Raw genomic sequence first — 12640 nt, forward strand, 5'->3', positions numbered from 1 at the left:
GAGCCCGGCCAGAATGACCGCCGCCGGCTCACGTCGGGCGACGACTCAGGGCAGTCGATCGGGCCGTCGAGGAGCGGGCCCGCGACCTGGTCGAAGCGGATCCGGGGGTACGACGCTGACTGGCGGTAGGTCCGGGCCGATGCGCACGATGCCGCCAACGGCCGAGGCGAGGTGCGCCCGCCGGGCGGAAAGGACCGCCAGCAGTGGCCAGAGTGAGATCGCCACCGCCGTCACCCGCTCGGCCAGCCCGGTCCGAGAACCGCTTGTCACCTCGAACGCGCACCAGCCGAAGAGGGCGAGCAGCACCCCCGTGGCGCTCAACCCCACCGCCCGGCGGAACGCCCACGGCGGGTCCCGCCGGGTCGGGTGCCGGGTGCCGTGGCCGCGCGGGAGCCACAGCGCCGATCCGGCCGGCCAGAGCGCCAGGGCGAGGACGGCCACCGTCGCCGTGATGCCGTGGCTGAGCGAGCCGCCCACCGTTGGCCGGGGAAACGCGACAAGCGCGATGGTCGCCACCCCGCCGACGGCGAGTAGGAAACGGCTGGGCAGGCCTGCGGCGTGCAACACGGCGGCGACCGTCAGGTAGCAGCAGCCCATCAGCACCAGGGACGTGACCATGATCCAGGCGTCGGCGGCGTCGTGCCCGGCCAGCTCGCTGATGGTGTCCCGGATCGGGTCGTACCCGGCGGGCTGCCGGGACTCCGCGACCCTCCACCCGGCCACCAGCAACACGGGCGCGGCCGCCGCCGTGGCGACGACCCAGGTCGGTACGACGCGCATTTCGCCACGTTAACCGGCGTGGCGGCCCGTCGAGCAGGGTTCGCCGGTCCCGCCAGCGACGCGCCCAGTTGCCAGTCAGCCCTGACTAACCCGGGCCGCGGTGAAGATGACCGAACCGCCCGGGTACTGGCACTGGACCTGCAGCGTCAGCTCGTCAACGCCTTCGACGTCCGCCATCAGGTCCCGTGGACTGTCCATGCGGGCGTCGAACTGCTGCCCCCGGGTCACCCGGGTCAACGCGCCGTCGGTCTGTCGGATCGTCGCCTGCGCATGGACGAGGACGACCCCGTCGCGTTCGTCGGAGGGAAGAAGAAGGGTCGTGCGGTGAGGGTGAGATCGAGATAGCGGCGCTGCAGACGATAGGTGACATCGCGTTGCTTGTCGGCGCCGGAATTGGTCGGACAGCCGATAACGATTGGACGGTCGTACTGCGACTGCCCGTTCAGTTGGCGAGAAAGCTTCTCAAGGTTGACGGCCCCCGCTTCAACGGCGAGAGTGTCCGGCGCCTCCAGCGTGACGACGGTCGACTGCGGGTCGACCGGTCCGGACGGTCTCGGGCCGAGCGCGGGGCGGAGGATCCGCCGACTCTCGAACGGAGGCGATGTCCCGGGCGGTCTGCGCCTGGTCCAGCGCCCGCCAGGAGATGGCTGCGGAGGCGGGCGCCACCAACAGCGCCAGGCCAGCCACGGCGATCACTATCAGGCTTGTCGGGCTGCGATGCGCGTCGGTGACGGGCTGAGTCGGTGATGGGGAAGGGCCACCAGGCGGCTGGGAGTCGCCACTCCGCGGTGCTGATGGAGAAACTGAGATGGGTTCGGGCATTAGTGACCGTGGATTGGGTCGGCTCACCGCTAAGACCTCCCGCATCGGCAAAAATGAGCGTCGGACGGGGAGAAGTCGTTGTCCCGGGCGGAATCCGCACGCTATCAGGAACTCGCCACCGCCCGAGAAGGAGTAGTCTTCGCCGACGCGAAGTGACCGGAAGTCGTCAGACAAGAGCGGTTCCATTCACACGTCGGCGGCGGGAAGGTAATGCGAACATGCAAGAGTCCACCGAATCACCGACGTCAACGCGGGAGCCGGACCATCGTGGCGCGCGGCTGGCAGTCGTCTTCGCCGTGGTTGGGCTGCTTCTCGCAGCGGTTGCCCTGGCTCGGGACGTGTTCGACTGGCGACTGGGGGCGGAGACTCCAGCGGCCACCGGGCCGACGGCGAGTGCCGGCCCGGCCAACCCGGTGCCCGGCAATCCCGCATCGAGCGTGCCGCCACCCACCGCCACCTCATCCGTCCGACCCCGGTCGCCCGCAACACCGCCGAAAATCGACGCCCAGGCCGTCTACGAGCCCGAGTACGAGAACCAGAGCCTCACGCTGAAGACAGCGGACTGCTTCAAGAAGATGCAGGTCGATCTCGACGATCCCCGAGCCAACGTGGGTTCGGACGCGTCGGAGATGAGCCTCGACCCCGGCTGTCAGGGAGGCGCGCCGTGGATCAGGTTGGACGGCGGCGTCGAGGGCAGTGAGGCGGCAGCGGCCGGAATGAAACCGGGCGAGTGTTATGACGCTATTCGGACGTCTCCGATCGCGGAGGGGGCCGAGGTCCCCCTCCGCAAGGGCTCCTGGCTCTGCGTCAGGACCAACTTCCAGACCGCGTCGGCGCAGCGCGACGATTGGCGGATCGTCCTGGTGGAGGTCGTCTCCCTCGGCAATGATCGGGCCGTCGTCATCCGGGCCACGGCCTGGAACATCCCGAAAGACTGACGATCTGCGCCACCCGCCGACCTCGCCCGAATGATCCGGCGGGTCGACGGGTGGCGCGGATCGTTGCCGGCACTCCTGACAGAATGCGGGTGAGGACTGTTCCACGATGAGGAGTTGCCAGCCGTGATCCGTACCCACAATGCCGGAAGCCTGCGCGCCGCGGACGCCGGCTCGACGGTGACGCTCGCCGGGTGGGTGGCCCGCCGGCGCGACCACGGCGGGGTCATCTTCGTCGACCTGCGCGACGGCACCGGCGTCGTCCAGGTGGTCTTCCGCGAGGAGGACGCGCACGCGCTGCGCAACGAGTTCTGCGTGAAGGTCGTCGGCGAGGTGACCCGCCGGCCGGCCGGCAACGAGAACCCGGAGCTGCCCACCGGTGAGGTCGAGGTGACCGTCACCGAACTGGAGGTGCTCTCCGAGGCCGCGCCGCTGCCGCTGCCGGTGGACGACCAGATCGAGGCCGGCGACGACATCCGGCTGAAGTACCGCTACCTGGACCTGCGCCGCAGCGGCCCGGCGAACGCGCTGCGGCTGCGCTCGCGGGCCAGCCACCTGGCCCGGGGTGTGCTGCACGAGCGGGACTTCCTGGAGATCGAGACGCCGACGCTGACCCGGTCGACGCCCGAGGGCGCCCGCGACTTCCTGGTGCCGGTGCGACTGCAGCCCGGCAGCTGGTACGCGCTGCCGCAGTCGCCGCAGCTGTTCAAGCAGCTGCTGATGGTCGGCGGCATGGAGCGGTATTACCAGATCGCCCGCTGCTACCGGGACGAGGACTTCCGGGCCGACCGGCAGCCCGAGTTCACCCAGCTCGACATCGAGATGTCCTTCGTGACCGAGGACGACGTGATCGACCTCGGTGAGGCGATCGTCTCGACGCTGTGGAAGGAACTGGCGGGGCACGAGATCTCCGGGCCGATCCCGCGGATCACCTGGCACGACGCGATGGCCCGGTACGGCTCCGACAAGCCGGACCTGCGCTACGGCGTCGAGCTGACCGAGCTGACCGACTACCTGCGCGGCACCGCGTTCCGGGTGTTCGCCGGGGCGATCGACGCGGGCGGCTACGTCGGCGCGGTCGTGATGCCGGGTGGCGCGGCGCAGAGCCGCAAGGAGCTGGACGGCTGGCAGGACTGGGCCAAGGCGCGTGGCGCGCGCGGCCTGGCGTACGTGGTGCTGGACGCCGAGACCGGCGAGGCGCGCGGGCCGGTGGCGAAGAACCTCTCCGCCGAGCACCTGGGCGGGCTCGCCGACGCGGTTGGCGCCAAGCCGGGCGACGCGATCTTCTTCGCCGCCAGCGCCACCACCCGGGAGGCGCAGGAGCTGCTTGGCGCGGCCCGCGTCGAGATCGCCAAGCGGTCCGGTCTGATCGACGAGAGCGCCTGGGCGTTCTGCTGGGTGGTCGACGCGCCGATGTTCGAGCGCACGGACGAGGGCGGTTGGACGGCCGTGCACCACCCGTTCACCTCGCCGAACTCGGAGTGGGTCGACCGGTTCGAGGAGGCCCCGGACCGGGCCCTGGCGTACGCGTACGACATCGTCTGCAACGGCAACGAGATCGGCGGCGGGTCGATCCGTATCCACCGGGGTGACGTGCAGAAGCGGGTCTTCGACCTGCTCGGCATCACGCCCGAGGAGGCGCAGGACAAGTTCGGCTTCCTGCTGGAGGCGTTCAAGTACGGCGCACCGCCGCACGGCGGCATCGCCTTCGGCTGGGACCGGGTCTGCATGCTGCTCGCCGGCGCGGACTCGATCCGCGAGGTGATCGCGTTCCCGAAGACCCGGGGTGGGTTCGACCCGCTGACCGGCGCACCGACGCCGATCACCGGCCAGCAGCGCACCGAGGCCGGCATCGACGCCAAGCCCAAGCCGCCCGCGACGGCCCACACGGGAACCGCCGGCCCAGCGGCCCCGGTAGCCGACCCGGTCTGATCCCCCTCTTCGCGCCGTCGATCATGAGGTTGACGGGCCCGCGCCACGGCGTGTGGCTCGTTAACCTCATGATCGACCTAGGTGGGGGAGTGGGCTGGCATGCGGGTGCTTGTGGTCGGAGGCAGTGGGTTTCTGGGGCGGGAGGTTTGTCGGCGGGGGGTTCGCGCCGGGCTCGCTGTGGTCGCGACCTTCCACTCCGGTGAGGTCGCGGTGCCGGGCGTGCACGCGCGGCGGCTGGACGTGACGGACCGGTCCGCCGTGCGCGCGCTTGTCGCGCAGGTGCGGCCGGACGCCGTGGTCGGGACCCCCTACCGGTACGACGACTGGGCGGTCACCGCCGACGGCGCCGCGAACGTGGCGGTCGCCGCCGCCGAGGTGGGCGCCCGACTGGTGCACGTGTCGAGTGACGCGCTGCACGCCGGCCGTCCCACGCCGTACGCCGACGACGACCCACCCACCCCGGTGCACGCGTACGGGGCGGCGAAGGCCGCGGCCGAGACCGCCGTGCGGGCGATCGATCCCGGCGCGGCCCTGGTGCGTACCTCGCTGATCCTGGGGGAGGGCAGCAAGCAGATCCAGCTCTGCCGGGACGCGCTCGCCGGTCGGGCCGTCCTGTTCAGCGACGAGCTGCGCTGCCCCATCGACGTCGACGACCTGGCCGACGCCGTGCTGGAGCTGGTCGCCTCCTCGTACGCCGGTCTGCTCAACGTGGCCGGCCCGGACGCCGTCAGTCGCGCCGAGCTGGGCCTGCTGGTCGCGGCGCGGTTCGGCCTAAACCCGGCCGGCCTCACGACCACCACCGGCGCCGCCGTCGGCCTGTCCCGCCCTCTCGACGTACGCCTCGACTCGGCCCGGGCCGCCGGCCTGCTGCGCACGCGCCTGCGGGGAGTACGCGAACTTCTCGCGCACTGAGCAAGCTTGCACACCTGTCATGCACAACTCTTGTGCACAAGAGTTGTGCAGAGATAGTGTGCAGAAATGGAGAGCACTTCACCCGACCGGCCGGTCGAGCAGCGCCGCGTCCATCTGGACGGCCGACAGGTCCGCACACTTGCCCACCCCCTGCGGATGCGGCTGCTCGGCTCGCTGCGGGTCGACGGCCCGGCGACCGCGACCGCGCTGGCCGAGCGGCTGAGCACCAACACCGGCGCCACGAGTTACCACCTGCGCCAGCTCGCCGACGTCGGGTTGGTGACCGAGGACCCCGACCGGGGCACCAGCCGGCAGCGATGGTGGCAGGCCGCACACGACGTCAGCGACTTCGAGCCCACCGACTTCGACGACGACCCGGACGCCCGTGCCGCCGTGCAGTGGATCCAGGGCGACCAGGTACGGGTGATGGCCGAGCTGGCCGAGCGGTGGATGGCCGTCGAGCACCACCAGTCCCGTGACTGGCGTGACGCCGCCGGCATGAGTGACCTGGTGCTGCCGCTGGATCCGACCCGGCTGCGGGCTCTCAGTGCCGACCTGTGGGAGGTGCTGATGCGCTACCGCGACGAGGCCGTCACCGAGGCGTCGGACGCCAAGCCCGTGCACGTGTTCCTGGCCGGTTTCCCCCGGTTGGACGATCGCTGGTGAGCGCGAGGAGTGAGCCGGTGTTGCGAGCCCCGCAGTCGCGAACGAACGGTGGCCTGGTGAGCGCGAGGAGTGAGCCGGTGTTGCGAGCCCCGCAGTCGCGAACTGAGGTGACGTCGTGAGCGCGCTGACCGTACGCCAGGTCCGGTTCCGCTACCTCACGCTCTACGGTCTGCGCTGGTTGCCCACGGGTCTGATCATCCCGGTCATGATCCTGCTGATGCAGGAGCGCGGCCTGTCGCTGCCGCAGATCGGCCTGGTCTTCAGCGCGCAGGGTTTGCTGGTGCTCGCGCTGGAGCTGCCCACCGGAGGGCTGGCCGACGCCCTCGGCCGCCGACCGGTGCTCGTCGTGGCCGGGGCGCTCAGCCTCGTCTCGCTGGCGCTGTTCGCGGTGGCCGACTCGTTCTGGGTGTTCTTCCTGGTCTATGCGGTGCAGGGGATCTACCGGGCACTCGACAGTGGGCCGTTGGAGTCCTGGTACGTCGACGCCACACTGGCCGCGGACCCGAATGCCGAGTACGAGCGGGGCCTGGGCTACGCCGGCACCGTCAGCGGCGGGGCGATCGGCGCTGGCGCGCTGCTCAGTGGTGGCCTGGTCGCACTGGGTTCGATCGGGCCGGTCAGCGCGCTCACCGTGCCCGTGCTGGCCGCGATCGTCGCGCAGGCGGCCGCTCTTGTCGCGCTGCTCGTCCTGCTTGTCGAGCAGCGACCGGCCAGCGGGTTGGCGGCCCTGCGGGCCTCGGTGGTCCAGGCCCCCCGGATGATCGGCCAGGCGATCGGGCTGCTGCGCCGTTCCCGGGTGCTGCTGGCGCTGGTGCTGGTGGAGCTGTTCTGGGGCTTCGGCATGATCACTTTCGAGTCGCTGCTGCCGGTCCGGCTCGCCGAGGTGATCGGCGATCCGGAACGCGCCGCCGCGCTGCTCGGGCCGGCCAACTCGGCGGCCTGGCTCGCCTCGGCCGCCGGCGCGGCGCTGACCCCGTTGCTGCTGCGCTGGTTCGGGGCCGCTCCGGGAGCGGCGCTGCTGCGCATCCTGCAGGGCGTCACGGTGGTCGGGATGGGCCTGTTCGCCGGGCCGGTCGGGGTGCTGGTGGCCTACCTGGCCTGCTACGCCGTGCACGGCGCGTCGAATCCGCTGCACAGTGGGCTGCTGCACCGGCAGGTCGACGGCCCGTACCGGACCAGCGTGCTGTCGCTGAACTCGATGATGGCGCAACCCGGCTTCGCCCTCGGCGGGGTGGTCCTGACCGCGATCGCCGCCGCCGCCAGCGTCAGCACCGCGATGGTGGTCGGCGCGGTGGTGTTGGCCGTCGCCGCGCCGCTCTACCTGCCCGCCTGGCTGGCCAGCCGCCGGCCCGCAACCCCGGTCGCGCCGACGGCGGTGCCCGTGTCGGCCGAACGGTAGGAGGGCCACTCACCCGGGCGGCGGTCGACCTGGTCCGGAGGTGGACACCCCAGATCCAGGGTGGAGATTGGCGAGCCGACCGATTGGGTACATCACGCGCCGACCTACTGGGAACCCCCACCGGAGGAGCGACATGCTCGCCATTCTCGCGGCCATCGTCTTTGGCTTTGCCCTGCTGATCGACCTGCTCGACACCGACTTCGGCGCACCCGACCTGTTCAACTGGAACACCCTCGTGCTCCTCGGTCTGTTCCTGCTCTCGCTCTACCTGGGCGGCGTGGGCAGCGGCCCGCGCAGTGGCGGCGGTGGCGGCGGCGGTCGCTGGTACCGGGGCCGTCGCCCCGGTCGTGGCTGACCGGAACCGATCACCGGGGGCGGGCCCACGGCGCGATTCTGGCCTCGTGGGCCCGGCCCGGTACTGTCTTCGTGATGGAGTCCGACGCCCTCTTCTCCCTCGGTGAACCCGCCGGGTCGCGCAGCGCGCCCGACGGTCCCGCCGGTGTCGACGGCTTCACCGCGGTGGCCGACGACTCGCCCCTGCCCGTCCGGATGCGCCCGGTGACTCTCGACGAGTTGATCGGCCAGGACCACCTGCTCGCCCCCGGCGCCCCACTGCGGCAACTGGTCTCCGGCGGCGCCCCGATGTCGGTGATCCTCTGGGGTCCCCCGGGCAGCGGCAAGACCACCATCGCGCACCTGGTGGCCGGGGCGACCGACCGGCGCTTCGTCGCCATGTCGGCGCTCTCCGCCGGCGTCAAGGACGTCCGGGCGGTGATCGAGGCGGCCCGCCGCCAGCGCCGCTCGGGCGGCCCGCAGACCGTGCTCTTCATCGACGAGGTGCACCGGTTCAGCAAGACCCAGCAGGATTCGCTGCTCGCCGCGGTCGAGGACCGCACTGTCACGTTGCTGGCGGCGACCACCGAAAATCCGTACTTCTCGGTCATCTCGCCGTTGCTGTCGCGGTGCGTGCTGCTCACCCTGCAACCGCTCGACGACGAGGCGGTGCGGGGTCTGCTGCGCCGCGCGGTCGCCGACAAGCGTGGCCTCGACGGCGTGCTCACCCTGGCTCCGGAGGCCGAGGACCACCTGGTCCGACTCGCCGCCGGCGATGTCCGCAAGGCACTCACCGCGCTGGAGGCGGCGGCGGCCTCCGCCACGGCGCTGGGTGGCGGGCGGATCGACCTCGCCACCGCCGAGCAGGCCGTCGACGTCGCGGCGGTGCGCTACGACCGCGACGGCGACGCCCACTACGACGTGGTCAGCGCCTTCATCAAGAGCATGCGCGGCTCGGACGTGGACGCCGCGGTGCACTGGTTGGCCCGCATGCTGGTCGCCGGTGAGGACGCCCGGTTCATCGCCCGCCGCCTGGTCATCTTCGCCAGCGAGGACGTGGGCATGGCCGACCCGAGCGCACTGAGCGTCGCCACCGCCGCCGCCCACGCCGTCGAGTACGTGGGGCTGCCCGAGGTGCAGCTCAACCTGGCCCAGGCGGTGATCCACCTGGCCACCGCCCCCAAGTCCAACTCGGCCACCACCGCCATCGGTGCCGCGATCGCCGACGTCCGGGCCGGTCGGGGTGGCCCGGTGCCGCGCGGGCTGCGCGACGCGCACTACGCCGGCGCTCGTGGCCTGGGCCACGGCACGGGTTACCGCTATCCGCACGACGATCAGCGCGGCGTGGTCACCCAGCAGTACGTGCCGGACGATCTGGTCGGCACCGACTACTACCAGCCCAGCCCGCACGGCGCGGAACGGTCGGTGGCCAACCGGCTGCCGGTGCTGCGCCGGATCGTGCGTGGCCTGCCGGCCCCGGCCACCCGTCCGGACACTCCGACAGCCGAGCCGCAGGTAACGACGCGGACCGCGTCCGCGCTTCCTGGTGAGAACGGCCGCCCGACGACGGGCACGGGCACCTCCGGCACGACGCAGGACAGCGGCGCTGACGCCGCAGGAGAGGGTCAACAGTGAGATCGCGTGGTGGGGACCGCCCGGACGAGGGCCCGGACGAGCGGCGCGATCCCCGCGCCAAGACGCGCCGGTGGGGTCGAGGCCGGGCGGCCGAGGCCGAGCCGGAGGAGCCGGTCGCCGGCGAGGAGTTCGGCTGGATCGACGACCTCCGCTCGGCCAAGCAGCAACGCGGTGAACTGGGTCCGGACGGCGCGCCGGCCGAACCCCTCCGCCCCCGCGGTGGTCCGCCGGTAGAGCCCGCCGGGCCGCGCGGGGGTGCGCCGGTCGAACCCACCGGGCCGCGGACGGGTGCGCCCGTAGAGCCCGCCGGGCCGCGGACGGGAGCGCCGGCCGAGCCGGCCCGTGCGCGAGGGCCGGTGCCGCCGGCGGCCGCGGTGCCGCCTGCCCCGAGCCAGAGCGGCCCCGGTGCCGCCGCCCGTCGACCGGTCGACACCCCCTGGCCGGGGGACGTGCCGCCGGCGGCACGCCGCCCGGATGACCGTCCACCTCCCGCTGCCCCGGGCCCGGGCCAGCCCGCGCGTCGCGGCGTACGGCCGGCACCCGGTGCCCGTGCCGCCGTACCGCCGGCGCCTCCGGCCGCCCGCCCGGTCGGCGGCGACCCGGCCGGCCCGCCGGCGCCTCGCGCCACACCCGACGCGCCCGGCGGCCCGGCCCGGCGCCCGGCAACGGCTCCCCCCGGCCCACCCACCTCGGGCGCCCCGACCGGTCGTCGTCCGGACGCCGCCGTTGCGCCGGGTCGTCGTCCGGACGGCGCCGTAGCCGGCGGTCACCCGGACGCGATGCCGCCACTGCGCCGCCCGGACGCCGGCCCACCGGGTCGCCGAACTGGTCCGGAGCCCACCGAACCCGGTCGTGCACTGCCGCCGGCCGAGGGAACTCCCGCTGGTCGGCGCGCCGGAGCGACACCCGATCCGGCGCGGGCGGCCGCCGGCGCGGCGCGCCTGGCCGGCGCGCCGGCCGCGCCACCGGCCGCCGACAGCCTGCGACCCGACCCCGCCATCGACCGTGACCCGCGTACCGCGCGGCGTCGCCCAGGCCCGGTCGACCCGGGGGCACCGGAGCCCGCCGACCGTCGTCCCGACGAGCGTCCGGCCGCCGGCCGCCGCCGTGCCGCCGAACCCGACGAGCCCGCGGTGCCCCGCACGGGCAACGCGCCGCCGGTGCCCGCGGCGTCCGGCGCGCACAGCGGCGCCACGCCCACCATCGGACCGGCCGACGGCACCGGTCGCCGCCGGGCCGTCCCCGCTGAGCCGGAGCGACGGACGCCGGCCGGCGGTGAACCCCGGGCGGACCGCCCCGAACGGCCCGCTGGCGCCGAACCCCGGGCGGACCGCCCCGAACGGCCCGCCGACTGGCTGCGCCAGGCCGGCCGCCTGCCGCACACCGACCCCGGCCTGCCCGTGGTCAACCGCCGCGGTGGCACCCCGCCGGCCGCGGGTCGCGGCCCCGCGCCGGGCGGCGGCGCGGGCGACCTCGTCGACCACGCGTCCGGTCGCCTCGGCGTGCCCGACCCGGCCGCGGAGCGCACCGCCGCCCGCCGGCCCGCCGGCCCGCCGGCCGACCCCGGTGCGGACCCTCCGACCGGTCGTCGTGCCGCCCGACCCGACGCGCCAGGCACCACAGGTGAGCAGGCTCTGCCCCCTGCGTCGGCGTCCGGCGATCGCCCGGCCCGTGGCCGGGGCGCTGCGGCGTCCGTTCCGGACCGCATCGGCGGGCGGGCTCGCCCGGTGGCCCCGCCCGGCCCGGATGCGACTCCCACACCGGATCCGACCGACCGACGACGCCGGCCGGGCGCCAAGCCCGGTCCGGACGGCCCGGGGCGACCCGGGCCGGCCAACGACCGCGGCGACGACCCCTACGCCGGTGGACGACCCACGCCCGGCGCCGGTCCCGCCGCACCGGCGCGCGGCGCCGTCCGCTCCACCCCGCCCGGCCGGGCGCGACCCGTCCCGGGTGGCGCACCGGTCCCCGGCGCCGGGCGCCGGGGCGTCGACCCCGCGGCCCGGCCCGCCCCGGGCTCCGAGTCGGCCCCCCGGGACGCCGTCCGTCCGGACGGTCCAGCTCGGGCCGCCGTTCCACCGGGTGGGGACGTCCCGGTTCGGGCCGCCGCCGCACCGGGCGTGGACGGTCCGCCGCGTACCCGGCCGGATGGCCCGGCTCGTGCCGCCGTCCGCCCGCCCGGCGGTGCGCGACCGCCGCTCGCCGACGATCGGGCGCACGGTGAGCCGGGTGCCGGTCCCGGGTCCCCGACGCGTGGTGGCGCCCCGGCCGGCCGACCCGTGCCCGCCGACCGTGCCGCCGGACGCGCGTTGCCGCCGCACCGGGAGCCCGGCCGGGCCGACCCGAGCGGTGTCGCACCGGTGCCACCGCCCGGCCGCCCCGGCGAGCCGGTCGGGGTGGCCCGTGCCGCCGCGGCCGTGCCGGTCCCGGCCGGCCCGGTGGATCGGCCGGCAGGTGAGCCCGCGCTGCGCGCGGCTGGACAGGACACGCCCGACGACGATGCCGCCCCGGGTGCCCGATCCGAGTTGCGCCGGCAGTTGCGGGAACGCCGTCGCCTGCGGGCGGCGGTGCTGGTGCTGGTCAGCGTCGTGCTGCTCGGTGCGGTGCCGCTCTTCTTCGGTATTCGGACGCTGAGCCGTGACCCGGTCTTCGACAACCTTGATCAACTCAACGTGCCCGGCTGGGCCGCCGCCAAGACCGTCGACGACGTCAGCGGCAGCCGCTGGTGCCTGCTCGACTGCCGGCTGCGGGAGCGCACCGTCACCTCGGACAAGTCGCCGGAGGACACGGCGAAGGTCTACGAGGACGCGCTGCGCCAGGACGGCTGGCAGCCGTGGAAGGTGAGCCGCTGCCCGGAGCAGAAGACGAAGGGCAGCTACACCTGCTGGCGTCGCGACGAGTTGACCCTCGACCTGTGGGTACGCGAGCCGACCTGCGTGCCGCCGCCGGTCGACGGGGAGCCGGCGGTCGTGCCGTCCGGCGACCCGTCGGCCGCTGCGACGGAGTGCACCGGCTCGTTGGTGTCGGTGAAGGTACGCAACGCGATCGACGATGAGCGGACCAGGCCGCAGCCGACCACCGACCCGTCACTGACCGGAGAGGACCCGTTCCCGACGGTCAGCGGGGATCCGCTGGGTGAGCTGACACCCTCACCGTCGTGAGGCGGTCTCCATCACGGACGGTAGGGTCTGGGGCTGGCGGGCACGCCCGCCGTCGGTGACCGCTG

The 12640-nt window shown here is 74.0% G+C and carries 10 protein-coding genes; 8 read left to right on the top strand and 2 right to left on the bottom strand.

Annotated elements, in window-relative coordinates; all coding sequences use genetic code 11:
- Positions 1-45: 45 nt before the first annotated feature.
- A complete protein-coding gene (locus AB0C25_RS20610) occupies positions 46-780 on the bottom strand; it encodes a DUF998 domain-containing protein (RefSeq protein ID WP_357375388.1) in 735 nt (244 codons plus the stop codon).
- 75 nt (positions 781-855) lie between these two features.
- Positions 856-1017, bottom strand: coding sequence for a hypothetical protein (locus tag AB0C25_RS20615; protein ID WP_357375390.1), 162 nt, complete (start codon positions 1015-1017; stop codon positions 856-858).
- Positions 1018-1820: 803 nt separating this feature from the next.
- Between AB0C25_RS20615 and AB0C25_RS20620 the strand changes: the two genes are divergently transcribed.
- From AB0C25_RS20620 to AB0C25_RS20655, 8 genes are all read left to right on the top strand, one after another.
- A complete protein-coding gene (locus tag AB0C25_RS20620; protein ID WP_357375392.1) occupies positions 1821-2540 on the top strand; it encodes a hypothetical protein in 720 nt (239 codons plus the stop codon).
- A gap of 123 nt (positions 2541-2663) precedes the next feature.
- On the top strand, positions 2664-4469 hold the full coding sequence (gene aspS / locus AB0C25_RS20625) for an aspartate--tRNA ligase (protein ID WP_357375394.1): 1806 nt from the start codon (positions 2664-2666) through the stop codon (positions 4467-4469).
- 99 nt (positions 4470-4568) lie between these two features.
- A complete protein-coding gene (locus AB0C25_RS20630; RefSeq protein ID WP_357375568.1) occupies positions 4569-5381 on the top strand; it encodes a sugar nucleotide-binding protein in 813 nt (270 codons plus the stop codon).
- Between the two features lie 66 nt (positions 5382-5447).
- Complete coding sequence (locus AB0C25_RS20635) at positions 5448-6047, top strand: helix-turn-helix domain-containing protein (RefSeq protein ID WP_357375396.1); 600 nt, start codon at positions 5448-5450, stop codon at positions 6045-6047.
- Between the two features lie 115 nt (positions 6048-6162).
- A complete protein-coding gene (locus AB0C25_RS20640) occupies positions 6163-7446 on the top strand; it encodes an MFS transporter (protein ID WP_357375399.1) in 1284 nt (427 codons plus the stop codon).
- Positions 7447-7579: 133 nt separating this feature from the next.
- Positions 7580-7801 (top strand): hypothetical protein, encoded by a 222-nt coding sequence (locus AB0C25_RS20645; protein ID WP_357375401.1) that lies wholly within the window; start codon positions 7580-7582, stop codon positions 7799-7801.
- A 74-nt stretch (positions 7802-7875) separates the two neighbouring features.
- The gene (locus AB0C25_RS20650; RefSeq protein ID WP_357375403.1) at positions 7876-9414 is read left to right on the top strand and encodes a replication-associated recombination protein A; all 1539 of its coding nucleotides are present in this window, start codon (positions 7876-7878) and stop codon (positions 9412-9414) included.
- A gap of 2465 nt (positions 9415-11879) precedes the next feature.
- Positions 11880-12575, top strand: a complete 696-nt coding sequence (locus tag AB0C25_RS20655; protein ID WP_357375571.1) for a hypothetical protein — start codon at positions 11880-11882, stop codon at positions 12573-12575.
- Positions 12576-12640: the final 65 nt, after the last annotated feature.

The sequence above is a fragment of the Micromonospora sp. NPDC048839 genome (assembly GCF_040649915.1).
GTDB lineage: Bacteria > Actinomycetota > Actinomycetes > Mycobacteriales > Micromonosporaceae > Micromonospora.

What these genes read in the sequence shown, in the direction of transcription:
- AB0C25_RS20610 (WP_357375388.1), bottom strand. Translation starts at nt 780, where the DNA reads ATGCGCGTCGTACCGACCTGGGTCGTCGCCACGGCGGCGGCCGCGCCC.
- AB0C25_RS20620 (WP_357375392.1), top strand. Translation starts at nt 1,821, where the DNA reads ATGCAAGAGTCCACCGAATCACCGACGTCAACGCGGGAGCCGGACCAT.
- AB0C25_RS20630 (WP_357375568.1), top strand. Translation starts at nt 4,569, where the DNA reads ATGCGGGTGCTTGTGGTCGGAGGCAGTGGGTTTCTGGGGCGGGAGGTT.
- AB0C25_RS20635 (WP_357375396.1), top strand. Translation starts at nt 5,448, where the DNA reads ATGGAGAGCACTTCACCCGACCGGCCGGTCGAGCAGCGCCGCGTCCAT.
- AB0C25_RS20645 (WP_357375401.1), top strand. Translation starts at nt 7,580, where the DNA reads ATGCTCGCCATTCTCGCGGCCATCGTCTTTGGCTTTGCCCTGCTGATC.
- AB0C25_RS20650 (WP_357375403.1), top strand. Translation starts at nt 7,876, where the DNA reads ATGGAGTCCGACGCCCTCTTCTCCCTCGGTGAACCCGCCGGGTCGCGC.